This window comes from Nocardia sp. XZ_19_385 (genome assembly GCF_015355755.1).
Classification (GTDB): Bacteria; Actinomycetota; Actinomycetes; order Mycobacteriales; family Mycobacteriaceae; genus Nocardia.
In genome coordinates this window covers 1,374,171-1,393,630 of the sequence record NZ_JACVEE010000001.1, presented here as the reverse complement: position 1 = coordinate 1,393,630, position 19,460 = coordinate 1,374,171, and the positions used below count along the sequence as shown (strand labels likewise).

Sequence of the window (19,460 nt, the reverse complement as noted above, 5' to 3'; positions counted from 1 at the left end):
GTATCTCTTTCTCTCAAAGGGTGAGCAACATGCGAGTGTTGCCGAGCGTGTTCGGTTTCACATAACTGAGGTCGAGGAACTCGGCGACACCGGTGTCGTAGGACCGGCACATCTCCGCGAATACCTCGGCGGTCACCGGTGTTCCCTCGATCTCGGCGAAGCCGTGGCGAGTGAAGAAATCGACCTCGAAGGTGAGCACGAACAACCGGCGCAGTTCGAGCTGCCGGGCCACGGTGATGAGCCGCTCCACGATCAGTTTCCCGACACCGTGCCCCTTGACGTCGGGATGCACCGCGACCGTGCGCACCTCACCGAGATCGGCCCACAGCACATGCAGCGCACCGCACCCGACGACCCGATCGCCGACCTCGGCGACCCAGAACTCCTGCACCGCCTCGTACAGCGTGACCAGGTTCTTTTCCAGCAGTATCTTGCCGGCGTAGACATCGACGAGGTGCTTGATCTCGGGGACGTCGGAGGTTCGCGCGCGTCGCACCACCGGCGTGGCGGACTGCGCATCCATCGATGCGCCCGGATAGGCGTCGCTGGTCGAACCACCCTGTGGTCCCCGAGAGGTCATGGGGTGCACAGTAGTCGGGTGGGTTACCGATAGGCTGAACGTGTGCCGCACATCCCCTCGCTCCGATCGCCTCGCGCTGCCCGCGTGTGGTTCGAGGTGCGCGTCCTTGGTGTAGAGGCGGGGGAATGAGCGTGCAGCCGGAAGAGATCGAGCAGCCGTTGGTTGAGCCCGTCCGGTCCGGGTTCGTGCCCGTGCACGCCGAACCGAACGTGCCACTGATGAACATCGCGAACGTGCTGACCATGTTCCGTATCGCGATCGTTCCGGTCTTCGTGCTCGCGCTGTTCGCCGGCGACGGCCACCACAGCGGCTGGCGGATCGCCGCGGCGGCGCTGTTCGGCATCGCCGCCATTACCGATCGCTTCGACGGGCAACTGGCTCGCAAATACGGATTGGTCACCGATTTCGGCAAGCTCGCCGACCCCATCGCGGACAAGGCGCTGATCGGTTCGGCCTTGATCGGGCTGTCGGCGCTCGGGGATCTGGCGTGGTGGATCACACTGGTCATCTGCGGCCGCGAAATCGGCGTCACGCTGTTGCGGCTGGTGGTCGTGCGGCGCGGAGTGATCCCGGCCGGGCGCGGCGGGAAGCTGAAGACGCTGGTCCAGTCGGTGGCGATCGCGGTGCTGCTACTGCCGCTGGCGGGCGGTTTTGTCACCGCGGGGATGGCGCTGATGTATCTGGCCCTCGCGCTGACCGTCCTCACCGGTCTCGACTATGTGGGGCAGGCGGCCCGGCTCTGGTTCGCGGGAGCGCACAGCACCCGATGAACTCGGACCCGTTGACTTCCGGTACCCAGACCGCCGACCTGGTGAGCGCGCTGGCTACCCGCGGGCAGACCATCGCCACCGCCGAATCCCTCACCGCCGGACTGCTTTCCGCCACCATCGCCGGCATCCCCGGCGCCAGCGCTGTCCTGCGCGGCGGGCTGATCGTCTACGCGACCGAGTTGAAACACCGCCTCGCCGGAGTCAGTGAGAACCTGCTGACGTCCCAGGGCGCGGTCGCGGCGAGCACCGCCGAGCAACTCGCCGTCGGAGCCCGGACCAGGTGCGATGCCACCTGGGGCTGCGGCCTGACCGGCGTCGCCGGACCCGACTCGCAGGACGGCCACTCGGTCGGCACCGTGTTTCTCGGGGTGTCAAGCCCGTGGCATACCGAGGTGATCCGGTTGCAACTCTCCGGCGACCGGTGGACTATCAGACTCGCCGCGACCCACATCGCGGTGCGGGAATTGCTTCGGTGCGTCCAGGGTGGGCTGACTGTGTAGACGGTGAGATCGCCAGGGCGGGAACTCACCGGGCCGCGTCCGACGTTGTGCCAAGAAGAACGGGTGCGCGTCCGGTGCCGGAGTTGCCGTGCGGGTCCGTTGGAGTGTCGACAGGGCGAATGCCCGGTCGGCGCATACTGGGAGCGAAGGAGAACGTGATGACGCTGCTTCGAGAGGCGATCGGGGACAGTCTGCGGCGTGCACGCCTCGCCCAGCACCGGACCTTGCGCGAAGTGTCCACTTCAGCCCGGGTGAGCTTGGGGTATTTGTCCGAGGTCGAGCGAGGCCGCAAAGAGGCCTCCAGCGAACTGCTCGCCGCCATCTGCGCGGCGCTGGACGTGCCGTTGTCGCGGGTGCTGTGGGATGTGAGCACGATCATGGCGGGCGCGGACGGTATCCCCGTCCCGGCCGAGGCCGTGCCCGCGAGCGAAGAGCGGACCACTGCGACGGAACCCGCGGCCGCACCGGCCGGGGACACCGCCGCCGAGCCCGCCACCGCCACCATGTCCGTGGCCGGCGCGCGTGGTTCGCGCATCGCCGAGGACACCCGAATCGTCATTCCGGCCCCCAAGTCGGACATGCTGATCCTGGTCAAGAGCAACTAACTGAGAAGTTCTGGTGGACAACGGCGCCGCGATGCGGACCAGCGTCCGGAACGGATAGATTTTCTCTGAGATAGGTGGTTCGCTCGGGCCGGGTTCGCCCGGTCCGAGCGCCGCATGGTGGAGGATAGGCACAGACGGGTGCGTGACGGTCGCGCACCGACTACCGCGGGCAGCGGTAGGAGCACATGGAGGCGGGATCAATCGATGGCTAATCCGTTCGCAAAGGCCTGGAAATACCTGATGGCCCTCTTCGATTCGAAGATCGAGGAGCACGCGGATCCGAAGGTTCAGATCCAGCAGGCAATCGAGGAAGCCCAGCGCCAGCATCAGGCCCTCTCGCAGCAGGCCGCGTCTGTCATCGGCAACCAGCGTCAGCTGGAGATGAAGCTGAACCGGCAACTGGACGAGGTGGAGAAGCTCAACGCCAACGCCCGCCAGGCGGTCATGCTCGCCGATCAGGCGAGCGGCGCGGGCGACACCGAGAAGGCGATCCAATACACCAATGCCGCCGAGGCTTTCGCCGCGCAGCTGGTCACCGCCGAGCAGTCGGTGGAAGATCTGAAGGTGCTGCACGACCAGTCGCTGCAGGCCGCCGCGCAGGCCAAGAAGGCCGTCGAGCAGAACGCGATGATGCTGCAGCAGAAGGTCGCCGAGCGCACCAAGCTGCTCAGCCAGCTCGAGCAGGCCAAGATGCAGGAGCAGGTCAGCGCCTCGCTGCAGCAGATGGATTCGACGCTGTCCGCGCCCGGCAACACCCCCAGCCTGGACGCCGTCCGCGACAAGATCGAGCGCCGCTACGCCAACGCGCTGGGCTCGGCCGAGCTGGCCCAGAACTCGGTGCAGGGTCGCATGATGGAGGTCCAGCAGGCTTCCATCCAGATGGCCGGCCACAACAAGCTGGAGCAGATCCGTGCCTCCATGCGTGGCGAGTCGCTGCCCTCCGGCGGCCAGCAGCAGGCGATCAATCCGGCTCAACCGCAGCCCGCGCAGACCGAGGTACGCTACGAAAAAGGCCAGGCCTGAGCATCGGTTCGACGCGCTAGGGAATTCTTCGATGAAGGTTGTGCCGGGGACACTATGAGCCGCAAGCAAACTCGCCCGCAGTCCGGTCAGCGGCTGCCCGCCGTACCGCCGGGTTTCGGTGCGCCGCCGTCGAATCTGCCCGAATCCCTGCGCGAGGTCGGCGAGAACGCGCTGACCGCGGTCCGTAAATGGGCCGATCCGCGGGAACGGGAACTGCGCAAACGCCGTCGTGCGCGCAGGGCCAGTTTCCAGCTCGGCACGGCCTCCGGGCTGACCACCGCGGGTGCTATCGGCCTGGTGGTCATCTCGGCTCCGGTCGGGGCCGTGGTCTTCCTCGGTGGCGTCGCGGTGGCGCTGGTCACCGGCGCCGCCTACACCACCCGCCGCTACCTGCGGTTGCGCGGCGCGCCGCTGCCGATGGCCGCCTACGTGCCGCGCAAGCAACCGCCGCTCGGTTCGGCCGCCCGCCCGGCGATCGCACGGCTGGTTCAGGCCGAGCGGGCGATGCACGGACTGTCCGCCGCGATCGGCCGCTCCAATCGCTTGCCGCAGGACGAATTCGCCGAGATGGTCGAGACGGCCGCCTCCGGTGCGGAGGCCCTGCACGCGCTGGCCGTCGACATCGTGCAGATGGAGCGCGCCCTGGTCGCCGTCGGCTCGGAGGCCGCGCAGGCGTTGCGCGGCAACGTGCAATTCGCGGTGTCGCGCCTGGAATCCGGTGTCGCGGAATACGAGCAGGTGGTCGCGGCCGCCGGCGGCGTCCTCGCGGTCCCCGAAACCCTGGTCGTGGCACACCAATTCGACACCATCGTCGCCGATCTGCGCCATGCCGCCGACCGGCTCGACGGGTGGGCGCAGGCGCTCACCGAGGTCGCCGACAAGCCGCTGGGTGCTTTGCACTTCGGGGCCCCGACGTTGAACATTCAGGCGCCGCCCGGTCAGCAGTGGAACGATCCGACGGTGCGGATGGAACGCCCGCAAGGGCTGTCCTGATTGTGAACTCGCATACCGCGACAGTTGCTTGATCGTCGAAGCTCCAAGGTTTCGCCGAGCCGGTGGGTTCGGGCGGGCCGGGCGCATATCGTTCGGTCGTGGTTGGTTCGAATCAGCGGTGGCCGGGGCAGTTACCGGCGGATACACCCCCGGATCGGCGGCGCGGGACCGTACGCGCCGGGCTGATCGCCGGGTGCCTGCTGACGGCCACCTTCGGGTTGGTGGCATTGGCGGTCGCGGTTGTCGCCGCTACCGAACCCGCGCCGATGGCTCTGGTCGAGCAGGAGCCGCTGCCCGCGGTGGGGAGCGTCTCCTATGAGGTCACCGCGTCCACCGGGTCCGCGCACAGCGTCGCCTACGTCAGCGGTGACAATCTGCTGCGGACCGAGGTGTCCACACCGCTGCCCTGGAAGAAGCGTGTCACCAGCCCCACCCTCGCGCTGGCGCTGAACGCCCAGCGCAACGGCATCGGCGACATCACCTGCCGAATCACAGTCAACGGGCGGACCGTCGCCGAGCAGACGGCCAGCGGGTTGTACGCGGTGGTGAACTGCACCGCCCCCGCCCCCTAGTGCCGCCGGGTGTGCCTGTCAGGGTCTTCCCGGATCTTTCACCGATATCGCCGCTGACCTGGTGCTTTCCTAGGCCGGAGCTGTCAGAGTCGAAGGAGCGGATCGTTGGACGACGGTTCCGGAGACATACGGAGGCAGTAATGCTGTGGAAGATCATCGGTGTGGTCGCGCTCGTCTGGATCGCGTTCATGGTTATCGGTGCGCTCATCAAGGGTCTGTTCCCGATCCTGATGATCAGCGCCATCGTGTTCGGGCTGTACCTGCTGTACAAGGCGGTCACCGGGTCGGAAGAGAAGACCACCATCAACAAGGTCTGATCGCGGAAAGCCAAGGGGCTGTGGTTCGCCGACGCCGGCGGTCACGGCCTCTTTCGTGTTCGAGTGCTTGAATGGTCGGGTGGAGCAGATTCCGGAGGACTGGCAGCGCGGCATCGTGATCGTCGCGCACCCTGACGACATCGAGTATGGCGGCGCCGCCGCGGTGGCGCGCTGGACTGCGCAGGGCAAGGACATTCGCTACGTCCTGGTCACCAGTGGTGAAGCCGGGATGGCCGGGGTGCCGCCCGCCGAGGCGGGCCCGCTGCGGGAAGCCGAGGAGATCGCCGCCGCCAAAGCCGTTGGGGTGCACCAGGTCGAGTTCCTCGGCTACCCCGACGGCCGCGTCCAGGAAGGCTTGGACCTGCGCCGCGACCTGGCCGCCGCGATCCGCCGCCACCAACCGGAAATGGTGGTGCTGTTCAACTTCGGCGACACCTGGGCTCCCGGCTTCGCCAACAGCGCCGACCACCGCGCCGTCGGCCGCGCCGCCCTCGACGCCATCTCCGACGCGGGCAACGAGTGGATCTTCCCCGAGCTGGCCGACCAGCCGCCGTGGTCGGCCCGCTGGGCCGCTGTCGCCGGTCCGAAGGCCACGCACGCAGTCGATGTCAGCGCCCAACTGGACCAGGCCGTCGCCTCCCTCGCAGAGCACCGCCGGTACCTGGAAATCCTGAGCTCCGAACCCCTCGAAGAGCAGGTCCGCTTCATCGTCGACCGGGCCACCGGGCCCTTGGAAGGTTTCCCCGCCGCCCACGCCGTCGGCTTCGAGCTGTATTACTTCGCTAGCTGAGGTCGCGGCACTGCCGAGCGCTGGAAGTTGCCGCCAGCGCATGCGGTTTTGCGGACAGATCCCGGTATCGCCAAGGGCTGGGTGGTGCTGGCGCATGTGGTTCGCGGGTAGATCTCGGTGTCGCCGAGTGCTGGGTGTTGCTGTCGGGGCAAGCGGGTTTCGCGGATATATCGCGGTAGCGCACAACGCTGGGAATTGCTGTTGAGCGTGCGGTTTCGCGGGTAGATCTGGGTAGCGCCGGGTGCTGGGTTTTGTTGGGGCGTGCGGTTTCGCGGGTAGATCTCGGCAACGCCGGGGCCGGGAGTTGTCGCCGGTGCATGCGGTTTCGCGGGTATCGCTGGGTAGCGCAGAGTGCTGGGAGTTGCTGTCGAGCGTGCGGTTTCGCGGGTAGATCTGGGTAGCGCCGGGTGCTGGGTGTTGTTGCTGGTGCATGCGGTTTCGCGGGTAGATCTCGGCAACGCCGTGCCGGATGTTGCCGCCGGTACATGCGGTTTCGCGGGTAGATCTGGGTAGCGCCGGGTGCTGGGAGTTGCCGCCAGCGCATGCGGCTTTGCGGACAGATCTCGGTAACGCCGTGCCGGATGTTGTTGCTGGCGTGTGCGGTTTGGCGGGCGGATTTCGGTTTCGCCGAGTGCTGGGAGTCGCCGCCGGTGCATGCGGCCCGAGGCAGAGGTGGGCGCGCGGGCCACCTGCGAGGTTGCTGCTGCGGCCGCGCCGTGGCTATGACGTACGGCGGCGTTCGCTGGTTGGGGGCGTGTGGCAGGCTGAGCCCATGCGTGTAGCCGTTGTCGCTGGGCCGGATCCTGGACATGCGTTTCCGGCGTTGGCGCTGTGCGAACGGTTCCTGGCCGCTGGTGACGAGCCGGTGCTGTTCACGGGGCCGCGGTGGTTCGACGCGGCGAAGGACGTCGGGGTTCCGGTGCGCAAGCTCAAGGGGCTCGCGCCGCGGGCCGGTGAGAACGACGGGGATGCCGGGCGGCGGATTCATGAACGGGCCGCGCACATTTCGACGGAGATCATGCCCGACTTGAGTGCGATGCTGCCGGAGCTGGTGGTGTCGGATGTGCTCACCGCGGGTGGTGGGATGGCGGCGGAACGGCTCGGGGTGCCCTGGGTGGAACTTTCCCCGCACCCGCTGTATCTGCCGTCGAAAGCGTTGCCGCCCATCGGTAGTGGTCTCGCGGTTGGCGAAGGCTGGCGCGGCAAGCTGCGCGACAACGTCCTGCGTACCCTCACCGCTCGCGATGTTCGCAACGGCCTGCGTCAGCGCGAAAAGGCCAGGGCGGGTGTGGGTTTGCCCGCCACCGACCCCGGTCCCGCCATACGGCTGCTCGCGACCCTGCCCGCGTTGGAGGTGCCGCGACCGGACTGGCCGGACAACGCCCATGTCATCGGCCCGCTGCTGTGGGAACCCACCAAGGAAATCCTGACTCCGCCGCCGGGCGACGACCCACTGGTGATGGTCGCCCCGTCCACCGCCCACACCGGCGTCGCGGGCATGGTCGATGTCGTCTTGGAAGCATTGGCCGGAGCCGGTGTCCGCGTAGCCATTTCGATGCTGGACACCCCACCCGCCGACCTCCCCTCCTGGGCGACCGCCGGCTTGGGCCGCCAAGACGAACTCCTCACCCACGCCGCCGTCTGCATCGGCGGCGGCGGCCACGGCCTCCTCGCCAAATCCCTCCTCGCCGGCGTCCCCGTCGTCACCATCCCCGGCGGCGGCGACCAATGGGAACTCGCCAACCGCGCTGCCCGCCAAGGCAGTTCGATCATCATCCGCCCCCTCACCCCCGATTCCATCCGCACCGCCGTCCACGCCATGCTCGACCACCCGCGCTACACAGCCGCCGCCGAAGCCGCCTCGATGACCCGCGCCGAAGTCGCCGACCCCATCAAGCTCTGCCACCAGGTCCTGGACAACGTCTCGACCCAATAACCCGCCACCACCCCCTGTGTCAGCTCACCCGGCGCGCTCCAATGCCGTCCGCCACCGATCGCGGGGCCCCACAGGCGCCGCCCGGGTGGCAGGCCACCCGCCCTCGTGCCCCACTCCACCACGCGCGGGCGCACAAGATCATCAGGCACTGTTGGCGGATGGCACCCGCAGGATCCCGCCACTATTCCCTGGTGATCTTGAAACTTGTCTCGTGGCGGTCTTGACGCCCAGGCCGGGTACTGGAGTTGATCGAGGCTGACGTGTTCGCCGCTTACGTCCCACACAAGATCATCAGGCAGTGCTGGTGGAGCTACCCGCGGGATGCCGCCACTATCCCCTGGTGATCTTGAAACTTGTCTCGTGGCGGTCTCGACGCCCGGGCCGGGTACTGGGGCTGATCGGGGGCTGACGTGTTCGCCGCTTGCATCCCACACAAGATCATCAGGCAGTGCTGGCGGAGCTACCTGCGGGATGCCGCCACCATTTCCTGGTGATCTTGAAGTAGGGCAGTGCCCCACCTGGCCCAGCCTGCATTCATTCTCGTGCGTCGCGGGTCAAGATCATCAGGCACTGGTGGTGGGGTTTCTCGCGCGATGCCGCCGCCACGTCCTGATGATCTTGAAACATCGAAGCTGACGTCTGCTGTGTTCACGCGGCTCATGGCGCAGAGGCAAGATCATCAGGCAGTGCTGGTGGAGCTACTCGGGCGATGCCGCTACCAGTTCCTGGTGATCTTGAGCAGGGGTGCGCTCGCTCCGACCCGCGTGTCGGTTCTGCCCCTGGCGCGGGGTTGAGGGAGGGAGAGGTGGTTCTCGACGGAGCCGTGGCCGGGTAGGGGGCGGCCAGTTGTCGGGTTGCGCTGCATGGCCTGCTTCGGGAGACAGATTCGCGACGTACATGTCGGGCGAGCAGGGTGGGAGCGGGTGGGGGTGTGGGTGGGGGCGCGAGTATCTTGAACACGGTGCGGTTGACTGAGTTCCAGGAACTGTTGCATACCGAGTTCGGGACGGCGCGTGGTGATGTGTTGCTGCGCGACCATGTGATACCCGGGCTGGGGCGGACGGGCGCGGCTGCCATCGAGGCGGGTGTCGATCCGCGTGAGGTGTGGCGGGCGTTGTGTTCGGAGTTCGATGTACCGAAGGTGCGTTGGTGACGACGGTGTATCGGTTCGATGAGCGGCAGCGGATGATTCCGGTCGATGCGGAGGGGCTGGCGGCGCGGGTGGCTGCGGCCGAGCCGAGCGATTTCGCCGGGTTCCGGCAGACCGGGATCGAGTTGATGCTGCTCGGACGGTTCGAGGAGGCGCTCGCGCATCTGGATCGGGCGCTCGAGTTGGCTCACGCCGACGCGACCGGCGGGTTGGGGTCGGGGGAGCAGCGGCGGATTTCCGTGTGGATCAATCTCGGCGATGTCTACCGGTATCAGGGCGACGTGGCCACCGCCGAACAGTTGTACCGCCGGGCGGTGGACGCGGCCCGGGAGTGTGCGCCCACCTCGGAGCTGCTCTCGTTCGCGGTGCAGCATCTGGGCAAGGCGCTGGCCGAACAGGGCCGGCTGGACGAGGCGCGGACCTTGCTCACCGAGGCGCAGCATCTGCGGATCGTCGAGGGCGATCCCGAGCTCATCGAGTCGACGCGGGTCGCGCTGGAATCCTTGGAGCAGTTGCCGATTTCGCTGCCGCCCGCGGTCGTCGCGCTGGTGGGGGAGACGCCCACGTTCTCCGACGAGCACGAGGGACAGAGCGGCGGAGTCGCTTTCGTCAACGGCACCTATTGGATGAAGCGCGGACCACGAGCCGCCGCTGAACATGACCGCCTGAAGTGGTTGCAGGACAGCGGAATTCGACTACCTGAGATCGCCGCTTTCGAGGCCGATGTGCTGCTGCTCGCCGATGCCGGAGTGGTGAGTCTCGCCGCTCGGGGTCATGACTATGACGACGAAGCGGAGGCGGCCCGCGATGCCGCAGTGCCGAGTCTCGCCGCTCGGGATCTTGACGACGATGAAGCGGAGGTGGCCCGCGAAGCCGGAGTGCCCAGCCGCGCTGCTCGAGTTCATCACGACGACGCATTCGGCCTCGCCGCCCGCGGTTACGGCGGCGACGCGGAGCGGGATGCGGTTGGCGATCCGGAGGTGCCGGCCGCCGGCCGATCGCCCGAGGCCGCTTCGTCTGGCGGGGCAGCCAGACCTTCGGTCGGCACGATCATGGGAACCCTGCTGCGTCGCCTGCACAGCCTCCCGGTCGAGGAGTGCCCGTTCGACGGCAGGCTCGATACCGTCCTCGCCCACGCCCGGAGGATGGTGCTCGAAGGTCTGGTCGATGCCGAGGATTTCGACGACGACAACCAAGGGCGGACTCCCGAACAGGTGCTGGTGCAGCTGCACGACGAGCGGCCCGAAGAGACGGATCTCGTTGTCACGCACGGCGATTTCACCTCCGCCAATGTGCTGGAGGGCGGAATCCTGATCGATGTCGGCGCGCTCGGCGTCGCGGACCGCTACCGAGATCTGGCGCTCGCCGCGCGTGATCTGAGCGGTCATCACAGCCAGGACGAGGTCGCCGCGTTCTTCGCCGCCTACGGTGTGGACACACCCGATCAGCGGCGGCTGGACTACTACCGGTTGCTCGACGAACTGTTCTAGGGCTGCTTGGCGTAGTGTCGTGCCGCCTTGGTGCGGTTGCCGCAGGTCGCCATCGAATGCCAGCGCCGGGTCCCGTTCTTGGACGTGTCGAAGAAGAACAGCACGCACTGCGGGTGCGCGCACTGCCGGACCCGATCGGGGGCGCGTTCGAGCAGTTGCAGCAGGTTGTCGGCGGCGAGCCAGCCGGGTAGCCAAGCGGCATCGGCGACATCCGGAATCCCGGCCGGCCCGGATTCGGTGAGCAGGCGGCGGATTCGCCCGTGTTCGAGGATCTCGTTGAGGGCCGTGTGGTCGGCGTGCTGCACGGTGTCGTAGATGGCGGAGCGGGCGGCGAGGACCGCCTCCAGAGTGCGCTCGTCCGCGGGCGCGGTGATCCCGGCCGTGGTCAGCCAGATCTCCAGGCCGGCCACGTCGGTGAGCAGGTCCTGGGGTCCGTTGGCAATCCACCGGGTGTTGAGCAGGTCCAGCGCGAGCGGTTCACCGAGGTGGGGGCGTGGATCGAGCATGCCTGAGATTAGCGGTCTCCTTCGGGGCGATGCGGCAGCCACCGCGTTCTAACTACTTAAAATCAGTTTACCGGTTGACCGCAAGGAGGCTCCGGGTTAAGTTCTAACCAGTCAATCGACAAACAATGGTTACGCACTCTGGAGGACCGCTAATGACCACCGCCCAGCTCGTCACCGGCCACATCGGACTCAACGTCTCCGACCTGGACCGCTCGGTCGAGTTCTACCGCCGCGCACTGGGTTTCGAGCAGCTCGGCGCCAGCACCGACGACGCACAGCGCTGGGCCTTCCTCGGCGCGGACGGCAAGCTGCTCGTCACGCTGTGGCAGCAATCGGCGGGCGCGTTCTCCACCGAAACGCCGGGCTTGCACCACCTTTCGTTCCAAGTCGACACCATCGAGCAGGTCCGCGCCATCGAGGCCGTGCTGCGCGAGCTGAACGTGTCCTTCGCCCACGAGGGCGTGGTCGCGCACGGTGAGGGCGCGTCCTCCGGCGGCATCTTCTTCACCGACCCCGACGGGATCCGGCTCGAGATCTACGCCCCGGCCGGCGCCGAATCCGCACCCGCGCCGAGTGGCGCCGCCCCGACATGCGGGTTCTTCTGAACCCGTTTTAGTTTGCCGGGCGCTGAGGCGGGCAGATCTGCCTCATGAGCGCAGACGAACAGCAGACCCAGCAACAGCAGCGGGAACAGGACGCGCCGGAGGCGATTCCGGAGCCGGAAGTCCAGGACAAGCACAAGGATCAGGCCGAGGAAATGGCCGAGACCTACCAGGACGAACGGCCGCACACGATCCTGCCCGGCACCGACGGGACGATCGCGGGCACCGCTATCGCCGATTGGGTGGACGAAAAGGATCGTGGCCGGCGCGACAACCCGCCGCCCGAAGATTACGAGCGCGTCCGGGATCGGGAGAGCAGCGAGTAGGACCGGCCGAAATCCGATTCTTCTGGCTGCTCCGCCCGGACGCCGTCCGAACAGCAGGCAGGACAGGAGAATTGGGATGGCTCCCTTCCATTCCGGCGAGCTCGCCGTGCAACAGCGGATGGGCCAGGCGCATATCGCCGAACGCGTCGGCCGCATGATCGCGGTCGAGATACCCGCGGTGGCAGCGGATTTCCTCGCCGCACAGCCCATGGTGGTGCTCGGGGCGGCGGACACGGCGGGACAGCTGTGGGCGAGTCAGCTGGTGGGACCGCCAGGTTTCGTGCGTGTCTACGATGACGAAACCGTCACCGTAGCAGCCGAATTCGAGCCGGAGGATCCGCTGCGCGAAGCGCTCGGCCGACCGAATCGAATCGGCATGATCGCTCTGCAACCGCAGCGCCGCAGACGAATGCGACTCAACGGGCGGGCCGAGCCGATGACCGGCGGGCTGCGGATTGCCACCGATCAGGTGTATTCGAACTGCCCGAAGTACATCTCCCGCAGGCAGATCGAGTCCTATGCCCCGCAGGCCGCACGGTGGCGGCACGGGACTGAACTCGATGCGGCGCAGCAGGCGGCAATCGCCGCGGCCGATACCTTCTTCATCGCGTCCGCCGATATCGACGGCAACGCCGACGCCTCGCATCGCGGCGGGAATCCCGGATTCCTGCAGGTGCTTTCGCCCACCCGGCTGCGCTGGCCGGACTATCAGGGCAACTCGATGTTCATGACGCTGGGCAATCTGGCGGTCAACCCACGCTGCGGACTCCTGATCCCGGACTGGACGACCGGCAGTGCACTGCAACTGACCGGCACGGCCGAATTGAACTGGGAATCCGGCACGTTCGCGGCCGGGTCGCAGTGCTCGATCGACTTCACCCTCACCGAAATCATCGAATCTCGGGGCCCGCTGCGGTGGGGTCCGGCGGAACTCTCGCCGGTCAATCCCGCGGTGGAATAAGCCGCCGACGGCGCAACTCGAGCTTGAAATCCGCTTCCCCAAGTTAAGGACCTGTCATGCGACCCCCCCTGCCGCCATTCGACCTGGACTCCGCCAAGGCCAAGGTCCGCGCAGCCGAGAACGCCTGGAACACCCGCGATCCCGAACGCGTCGCCGCGGCGTACACCGAGGATTCGGTGTGGCGCAACCGCGACGAGTTCTTCACCGGCCGCGCCGCCATCGTCGACTTCCTCACCCGCAAGTGGAAGACCGAGAACGGCTATGCGCTGCGCAAAGACCTCTGGGCATTCGAGGGCAACCGCATCGCCGTGCGCTTCCAATACGAGTGGCACGACGAAACCGGCCAGTGGTGGCGCAGTTACGGCAACGAGCAGTGGGAATTCACGCCCGAGGGCTTGATGTCGCGGCGCGAGGCCAGCATCAACGATGTCCGTATCGAGGCGGCCGACCGCCGAATCTCGGGCCCGCGCCCGCCCGAGGAGGACGATGCTCCGCTGCCGCAGCAGTAACCCAGCTGCGGCTTTGCGTGGAGATTGCCGCGTGTCGGAACTCGTGGCGCGTGTCGTGGGGCGCGTCGCTTGACTCGAACAGGTGTTCGTCTAATCTGGTCGCCAGTACTTGTCGGTGCCGCCCTCTAATGTGGGCGCCAACCAGAGAACAGGCTTACCCACTCGAAAAGGGGATCAGGACATGGCACCACAGGCGTTCGACCGCGACAAGGCACTCGATCTGGCAATGGCTCAGGTGGAGAAGAGCTTCGGCAAGGGCGCGCTGATGCGCTTGGGCGAGCAGGCCCACCAGCCGATCGCGGTGATCCCCACCGGTTCCATCGCGCTGGACGTGGCGCTGGGCATCGGCGGTCTGCCGCGTGGCCGCGTCGTGGAGATCTACGGCCCGGAATCTTCGGGTAAGACCACTGTCGCGCTGCACGCGGTGGCCAATGCCCAGGCCGCCGGCGGTGTCGCCGCGTTCATCGACGCCGAGCACGCGCTCGATCCCGAGTACGCCCGCAAGCTGGGCGTCGACACCGACGCGCTGCTGGTCTCCCAGCCCGACACCGGTGAGCAGGCGCTCGAAATCGCCGACATGCTGATTCGTTCCGGCGCACTGGACATCATCGTCATCGACTCGGTGGCCGCACTGGTGCCGCGCGCCGAAATCGAGGGCGAAATGGGCGACAGCCACGTCGGCCTGCAGGCCCGCCTGATGAGCCAGGCGCTGCGCAAGATGACCGGCGCCATGAACAACTCCGGCACCACCGCCATCTTCATCAACCAGCTGCGCGAGAAGATCGGCGTCATGTTCGGCTCCCCGGAGACCACCACCGGTGGTAAGGCGCTGAAGTTCTACGCCTCGGTCCGCCTGGATGTGCGCCGCATCGAAACCCTCAAGGACGGCACCGACGCGGTCGGCAACCGCACCCGCGTCAAGGTCGTGAAGAACAAGGTCTCGCCGCCGTTCAAGCAGGCCGAGTTCGACATCCTCTACGGCCACGGCATTTCCCGTGAAGGTTCGCTCATCGACATGGGTGTCGAGCACGGCTTCGTTCGCAAGTCCGGCTCCTGGTACACCTACGAGGGCGACCAGCTCGGCCAGGGCAAGGAGAATGCCCGCAAGTTCCTGCTGGAGAACGTCGACATCTGCAACGAGATCGAGAAGAAGATCAAGGAAAAGCTCGGCATCGGCGCCGACGTGACCGCCGAAGCAGCCGAAGTCCCTGCGGACTTCTGAGCCGAAGCGAGCCAAGAGTGGGCACAGCAGCGTCGAATCCGATGTCGTCAGATGCGGCGGCATCGGAGTCGAAGCGCGGCCGGCGACCAGTCGATCCCGTCGCGGATATCCGGCACCGGTTGGCCCAGCTCGGCGTTGATATCGAACCCCCGTCCAACACACGGGAACCCGAACCAGTCCGGTCGGGCGCAGGTGGTAGCGCCGAGCCGGACTCCGCGGGGACCCGGTCGAGCGATCCCGATCCGCAGCGGGCGCGCTCGACCGGGTTCACGCCCCCGGCCCGGCAGAACACCCGGCGTTCGCGCCGGAACCGGGGACCTCACAGCGCGGATCCGGTGGCGGCTGGATCCGAGGGGAACGGCTCCGACCCGGGCACCGGTTCCGATCGGTCCCGCAAGGACCGCACCCCGCAGGGCGGGACGGTCGAGCAGGCAAAGGAGGCGTGTCTTCGCCTGCTCGCCGTCCGCGCTCGCAGCCGCGCCGAACTAGCCCAGCGCCTGGCCGCCAAGGGCTACACCCCCGAAATCACCGAGCAGGCCATGAGCCGCCTCGCCGACGTCGGCCTCATCGACGACGCCGCCTTCGCCGCCGAATGGGTGCACGCCCGCCACACCTTCTCCGGCAAGGGCAAACAGGCTCTCGCCCAAGAACTCCGCCGCAAGGGCGTCGCCCAATCCGACTCCGCCCCCGCCTTGGAAGCCATCAGCTCCGACGACGAAGCCGCCCGCGCCACCGACCTGGTCCGCCGCAAACTCCGCACCCTGCCCGCGAACCTGGACCGCGAGAAGACAATCCGCCGCCTGGTAGGCATGCTCGCCCGCCGCGGCTACCCCCAATCCGTCGCCTTCACCGTGGTGAAAGCCGAACTGGCAGAGCGGGATACCCCCGACTTCGAGCCACCGGACTCGGCCCTCGCCGACTGAATACGAGTCGTGCGCTTACGAACGGCGACCGGAGTGTTGTCGACAGTCGTGTTTGCCTGCACGTTTCCAGTGCACGACGCGGCGGCGCGTGAACCTGATTCGCGGGCGGTGTGTTCACGATCTCCTGCGCCGGGACTCTCGGCGGCAAGCTTCTCGACGGACGAGCCGGAGTCATGGAGTGACCGTGCCGGTCCGGCACTTCACTTCTGCGGCGGCCGTGCTGCTTACGAACCGCTGGTCCCGCCGCGCTCGATTTGCGCTTGGATGCCGTCGAGTAGGTAGTCCAGGCTGCGGGCGAAGGTGCCGTCCCAGTCGTTGTCGAGCATGTAGCCGTGTGCGGCGAGGGTGGGGTAGTGGTCGTGCTGGGTGGACAGGTGCTGTTGTGCCTGGGTCTGCTCGTCGGCGGGCATGAGCCAGCCGGTGCGTGATACCGCGGCGCCCATGACGAGGTTGTACAAACCCCAGGTTGCCGCGGATAAATGTGTGTCGGTGAGTCCGGCGCGCAACAGTGACGACTGCAGGAACTCCATGTGCGCCAGAATGTTCGGTCCGATCATGGGCCGGCCCACCAGGGCGGTCGACCATCGGTGTCGCAGCAGCACGGTGCGCCAGCCGGTGAGCATGGTGGTGATTTCGCCGCGCCAATCCCCGGAGTGCTCGGGCCGGGGGACCTCGCCGTAGATGGCGTCGAGGCACAGGTCGAGAACATCGTCTTTGGTGTCGACGTGCCAGTACAGGGTCGTCGAGCCGTGTCCCAGGCGTTCGGCCAGCCGTCGCATGGTCAGTCGTTCGATGCCTTCGCCGTCGAGTAATGCGAGCGCTTCCTCGACGATCCGGGCCCGGTTGAGCGTCGGTTCGTCCCGTGGGATGCGGGCCGGCTTGAGCCAGACATTGCGTGCGGCGGTATCCGCCTCCGCCCCGCGCCCGCCGACCCTAGCTGTGATTTGCGTCTCATTCGCGCCCGCATTCATGCCCTCACCCTAGTACGTTGATCAAGCACTAGACCAACGTTCTAGAGCTAGATCAACGTTCGAGAGAGGTGGGCATGAGGTCAGCAGAAGGACCAGGAGGGCATGACGGTGGCGGCCATCGTTGGTGGTCATTGGCGGTGATCGCGACAGCGCAACTGATGGTTGTCCTCGACGCGACGATCGTGAATATCGCCCTGCCCTCGGTGCAGTCCGAACTCGGATTGTCCGACGCGAATCGGCAATGGGTGATCACCGCGTACGCGCTGGCCTTCGGCGGCCTGCTGCTGCTCGGCGGCCGGATCAGCGGATCGATCGGCCACCGGCGCGCTTTCGTGATCGGCTTGATCGGGTTCGCGGTCGCGTCGGTGCTCGGCGGCGCCGCCAACGGCGCGGCACCGTTGTTCGCCGGCCGGGCAGCGCAGGGGATGTTCGCCGCGTTGCTCGCGCCCGCCGCCCTCTCGTTGCTGACCATGACATTCGTCGAGGCACGCGAACGGGCCAGGGCCTTCGGTGTTTTCGCGGCCGTCGGTGCCGGCGGCTCGGCGGTGGGCATGGTCGCGGGCGGGCTGCTCACCGAGCATGCGGACTGGCGCTGGTGTTTGTACGTCAACCTGCCCATCGCGGGCGCGGCTTTGGCCGGGTCCGTTTTCCTGCGCGGCGATGCGCCCCGGCGGACCGGCGATTTCGACGTACCAGGCGTGGTGGTGAGTGCCGCGGGCCTGGTGGCGTTGGTGTACGCGTTCACGTTGGCCGAGGGGCGGGGTTGGGGTGATCGAGTCGTGGTGCTGCTGCTGGTGGGCGGCACGGCCCTGCTGGCGCTGTTCGCTCTGATCGAGTCGCGCACGAAACATCCACTGCTGCCGCTGCGGATCGTCGCGCACCGTCTCCGTGGCGGCACGCTGCTCGCCATCGGGCTCACCCAGGTGGCCATGTTCGGCTTCTACCTCTTCATGACCTACTACATGCAGGGAGTGCTGCGGTATTCGCCGGTTCAGGCGGGTGTCGTATTCCTGCTCACCGCAGCGGGTATCGCCGTCGGGGCCACGGTCGTGGCCGGATCGCTGCTCTCCAGGATCACACCGCGGGCGCTGCTTGTAGCGGGACTGGTGGTCACCGCCGCCGGAATGTCGATCCTGACTCGGCTGACCGCGGACACCGACAATGTCTTCCTGCTGTACCTGCTGCCCGCGCAACTGCTCATCGGGCTCGGCCTCGGCTGCGTCATGACGCCCGCGACGAGTTTGGCGACCTCGCAGGTCGCTGTCGCCGAAGCGGGTATCGCGTCCGCGACTTTCAATGCCGCCCAGCAACTCGGCGGAGCGCTCGGTACGGCGCTCCTCAACACCGTGGCTGCCTCGGTCGCAGCCGCCGCACTGGTCTCGCACGGCGGCCCGTCGAATTCCGCGACGGTGCATGGCTTTTCGGTGGCCCTGACGGTAGCCGTCGGCGTCCTGATCGCCGCCGCGCTGATCGCCTGGCTGGTCATCGGCACCGATAGGGAAAGGCGGGCAGCCGATCTCGACGAAACCGAGTTGAAGTCCTTGCAGAACTGACCAGCCCCATCCCTGAAGGAGAAATCAGTGAACACCAGCTCCACACCGAGCACTGTCGTCGGCGACTACGTGCCGGTGATCGACCTGACCTCGATGCACACCCCCGACGGCCGAGCCGCGATAGCCCGCGCCATCGGGGCCGCGTGTGCGACCTCCGGTTTCTTCGTCATCGTCGGACACGGGGTAACCCCCGAACTCATCGACCGCATGTACGCGACCACGCGAGAATTCTTCGAACTGCCCGGCGCCGAGAAGGACCGAGTCCTGGCCACAGACGGAACCGGGGGACTGCGCTATCAGGCCGGCAGCGCCGCCAAGAGCATCGGCCACGACACCCCCGTCGACCTCTGCGAGATCTTCAGCTGCAACGTTCTCGGCGATCGCAGCCCCGAGTTCCGGGCCCAGTTCGCCGACGACACCCTGCCATGGACCAGAGCCAATCTCTGGCCGCGCAGTCCAGCGGCCTTTCGCCGGACCTGGTCGGAATACACCGACGCCATGGCGGGATTGGCGGCGCACCTGATGGAACTGTTCGCCCTGGCTCTCGGCCTGGATCGGGAGTTCTTCGCCGACAAGATCGATCAGCACATCTCGACCATCGTCGCGAACTACTACTACCCGCCGACCACCACTCCGCTGCCCGGTCAGCTGCGCAAGGGAGCGCACACCGATTGGGGCAGCCTCACGATCCTCTACCAGGACGACATCGGCGGCCTGCAGGTGCGCCACGGCGAGAACTGGCGAGATGTCCCGTTCGTCCCGGACAGCTTCGTCATCAATATCGGTGACATGATGGCGTTCTGGACCGGGGGCCGGTGGGTCTCCACGATGCACCGGGTGTGCAACCCTCCGCACGGTACTGCCAACGCCCGGGTATCCATCCCGTTCTTCCATCTCCCGAATTACGACGCGCGGATCGAGCCACTGTTCGGCTCTACCGAGCAGGAATCGGGACCTGGTACCACGCCGGGGCAGTGGTACCAGGAAAAGATGGCTGCGATCTACTCGTGATCCGAGCGCGGCTGACCGTCGACGGCGGGTGCGCCTGTCGTGTCGCAACGGCGGCGGTCAGCCGCGACTGAACTGCGAAAACGGCGGTGTGGCAACGGTTTCTGTAGCGTGGCGGCTGTCAGCGCCTGAGGGTCCGGAGCAGGCGGGAAT

General features: G+C 67.1%; 22 protein-coding genes. 19 read left to right on the top strand and 3 right to left on the bottom strand.

Features of this window, described 5'->3' with window-relative positions:
• Positions 1 to 13: 13 nt before the first annotated feature.
• Positions 14 to 523, bottom strand: coding sequence for an amino-acid N-acetyltransferase (locus tag IBX22_RS06380; protein ID WP_228538570.1), 510 nt, complete (start codon positions 521 to 523; stop codon positions 14 to 16).
• Between the two features lie 182 nt (positions 524 to 705).
• Between IBX22_RS06380 and pgsA the strand changes: the two genes are divergently transcribed.
• The 11 genes from pgsA to IBX22_RS37335 all read left to right on the top strand — a co-directional run bounded on the left by pgsA (position 706) and on the right by IBX22_RS37335 (position 10,726).
• The gene (pgsA, locus tag IBX22_RS06375; RefSeq protein ID WP_194814418.1) at positions 706 to 1,350 is read left to right on the top strand and encodes a CDP-diacylglycerol--glycerol-3-phosphate 3-phosphatidyltransferase; all 645 of its coding nucleotides are present in this window, start codon (positions 706 to 708) and stop codon (positions 1,348 to 1,350) included.
• The gene (locus IBX22_RS06370; protein ID WP_194814417.1) at positions 1,347 to 1,850 is read left to right on the top strand and encodes a CinA family protein; all 504 of its coding nucleotides are present in this window, start codon (positions 1,347 to 1,349) and stop codon (positions 1,848 to 1,850) included. The genes pgsA and IBX22_RS06370 overlap by 4 nt, the downstream gene beginning before the upstream one ends.
• A gap of 155 nt (positions 1,851 to 2,005) precedes the next feature.
• Complete coding sequence (locus IBX22_RS06365; RefSeq protein ID WP_194814416.1) at positions 2,006 to 2,455, top strand: helix-turn-helix domain-containing protein; 450 nt, start codon at positions 2,006 to 2,008, stop codon at positions 2,453 to 2,455.
• Between the two features lie 204 nt (positions 2,456 to 2,659).
• Positions 2,660 to 3,478 carry a phage shock protein PspA gene (gene pspA / locus IBX22_RS06360; protein WP_194814415.1) on the top strand — a complete coding sequence of 273 codons (819 nt, stop codon included), beginning with the start codon at positions 2,660 to 2,662 and terminating at the stop codon, positions 3,476 to 3,478.
• Between the two features lie 54 nt (positions 3,479 to 3,532).
• Positions 3,533 to 4,471 carry a hypothetical protein gene (locus tag IBX22_RS06355; RefSeq protein ID WP_228538220.1) on the top strand — a complete coding sequence of 313 codons (939 nt, stop codon included), beginning with the start codon at positions 3,533 to 3,535 and terminating at the stop codon, positions 4,469 to 4,471.
• A gap of 98 nt (positions 4,472 to 4,569) precedes the next feature.
• Positions 4,570 to 5,043 carry an MmpS family transport accessory protein gene (locus IBX22_RS38230; RefSeq protein ID WP_194814414.1) on the top strand — a complete coding sequence of 158 codons (474 nt, stop codon included), beginning with the start codon at positions 4,570 to 4,572 and terminating at the stop codon, positions 5,041 to 5,043.
• A 140-nt stretch (positions 5,044 to 5,183) separates the two neighbouring features.
• The gene (locus tag IBX22_RS06345) at positions 5,184 to 5,360 is read left to right on the top strand and encodes a hypothetical protein (RefSeq protein WP_194814413.1); all 177 of its coding nucleotides are present in this window, start codon (positions 5,184 to 5,186) and stop codon (positions 5,358 to 5,360) included.
• Between the two features lie 79 nt (positions 5,361 to 5,439).
• On the top strand, positions 5,440 to 6,150 hold the full coding sequence (locus tag IBX22_RS06340; RefSeq protein WP_194814412.1) for a PIG-L deacetylase family protein: 711 nt from the start codon (positions 5,440 to 5,442) through the stop codon (positions 6,148 to 6,150).
• A gap of 772 nt (positions 6,151 to 6,922) precedes the next feature.
• Complete coding sequence (locus IBX22_RS06335; protein ID WP_194814411.1) at positions 6,923 to 8,086, top strand: glycosyltransferase; 1,164 nt, start codon at positions 6,923 to 6,925, stop codon at positions 8,084 to 8,086.
• Between the two features lie 961 nt (positions 8,087 to 9,047).
• On the top strand, positions 9,048 to 9,239 hold the full coding sequence (locus IBX22_RS06330; RefSeq protein WP_194814410.1) for a DUF3046 domain-containing protein: 192 nt from the start codon (positions 9,048 to 9,050) through the stop codon (positions 9,237 to 9,239).
• Positions 9,236 to 10,726, top strand: coding sequence for a phosphotransferase (locus IBX22_RS37335; RefSeq protein ID WP_309234458.1), 1,491 nt, complete (start codon positions 9,236 to 9,238; stop codon positions 10,724 to 10,726). The genes IBX22_RS06330 and IBX22_RS37335 overlap by 4 nt, the downstream gene beginning before the upstream one ends.
• Here IBX22_RS37335 and IBX22_RS06315 read toward each other — a convergent pair.
• Positions 10,723 to 11,232 carry a CGNR zinc finger domain-containing protein gene (locus IBX22_RS06315; RefSeq protein WP_194814409.1) on the bottom strand — a complete coding sequence of 170 codons (510 nt, stop codon included), beginning with the start codon at positions 11,230 to 11,232 and terminating at the stop codon, positions 10,723 to 10,725. The two genes, IBX22_RS37335 and IBX22_RS06315, sit on opposite strands and share 4 nt — an antisense overlap.
• Positions 11,233 to 11,384: 152 nt before the next feature.
• Here IBX22_RS06315 and IBX22_RS06310 point away from each other — a divergent pair, with 152 nt between their 5' ends.
• The 6 genes from IBX22_RS06310 to recX all read left to right on the top strand — a co-directional run bounded on the left by IBX22_RS06310 (position 11,385) and on the right by recX (position 15,775).
• The gene (locus IBX22_RS06310; RefSeq protein ID WP_194814408.1) at positions 11,385 to 11,837 is read left to right on the top strand and encodes a VOC family protein; all 453 of its coding nucleotides are present in this window, start codon (positions 11,385 to 11,387) and stop codon (positions 11,835 to 11,837) included.
• 44 nt (positions 11,838 to 11,881) lie between these two features.
• A complete protein-coding gene (locus tag IBX22_RS06305) occupies positions 11,882 to 12,160 on the top strand; it encodes a hypothetical protein (RefSeq protein ID WP_194814407.1) in 279 nt (92 codons plus the stop codon).
• 76 nt (positions 12,161 to 12,236) lie between these two features.
• Positions 12,237 to 13,121, top strand: coding sequence for a pyridoxamine 5'-phosphate oxidase family protein (locus IBX22_RS06300; RefSeq protein ID WP_194814406.1), 885 nt, complete (start codon positions 12,237 to 12,239; stop codon positions 13,119 to 13,121).
• Between the two features lie 56 nt (positions 13,122 to 13,177).
• Positions 13,178 to 13,630, top strand: a complete 453-nt coding sequence (locus IBX22_RS06295; protein ID WP_194814405.1) for a nuclear transport factor 2 family protein — start codon at positions 13,178 to 13,180, stop codon at positions 13,628 to 13,630.
• A 181-nt stretch (positions 13,631 to 13,811) separates the two neighbouring features.
• Entirely contained in the window at positions 13,812 to 14,852 is a 1,041-nt protein-coding gene (recA, locus tag IBX22_RS06290; RefSeq protein ID WP_194814404.1) for a recombinase RecA, read from the top strand.
• Positions 14,853 to 15,187: 335 nt separating this feature from the next.
• Entirely contained in the window at positions 15,188 to 15,775 is a 588-nt protein-coding gene (gene recX, locus IBX22_RS37330; RefSeq protein WP_309234457.1) for a recombination regulator RecX, read from the top strand.
• 224 nt (positions 15,776 to 15,999) lie between these two features.
• On the opposite strand, the gene IBX22_RS06280 is transcribed toward recX, so the two are convergent.
• Complete coding sequence (locus IBX22_RS06280; protein ID WP_194814402.1) at positions 16,000 to 16,746, bottom strand: TetR/AcrR family transcriptional regulator; 747 nt, start codon at positions 16,744 to 16,746, stop codon at positions 16,000 to 16,002.
• A gap of 137 nt (positions 16,747 to 16,883) precedes the next feature.
• Here IBX22_RS06280 and IBX22_RS06275 point away from each other — a divergent pair, with 137 nt between their 5' ends.
• Positions 16,884 to 18,299 carry an MFS transporter gene (locus IBX22_RS06275; protein WP_309234456.1) on the top strand — a complete coding sequence of 472 codons (1,416 nt, stop codon included), beginning with the start codon at positions 16,884 to 16,886 and terminating at the stop codon, positions 18,297 to 18,299.
• A gap of 27 nt (positions 18,300 to 18,326) precedes the next feature.
• The gene (locus IBX22_RS06270; protein ID WP_309234455.1) at positions 18,327 to 19,310 is read left to right on the top strand and encodes a 2OG-Fe(II) oxygenase family protein; all 984 of its coding nucleotides are present in this window, start codon (positions 18,327 to 18,329) and stop codon (positions 19,308 to 19,310) included.
• The last annotated feature ends 150 nt before the right edge of the window (positions 19,311 to 19,460 follow it).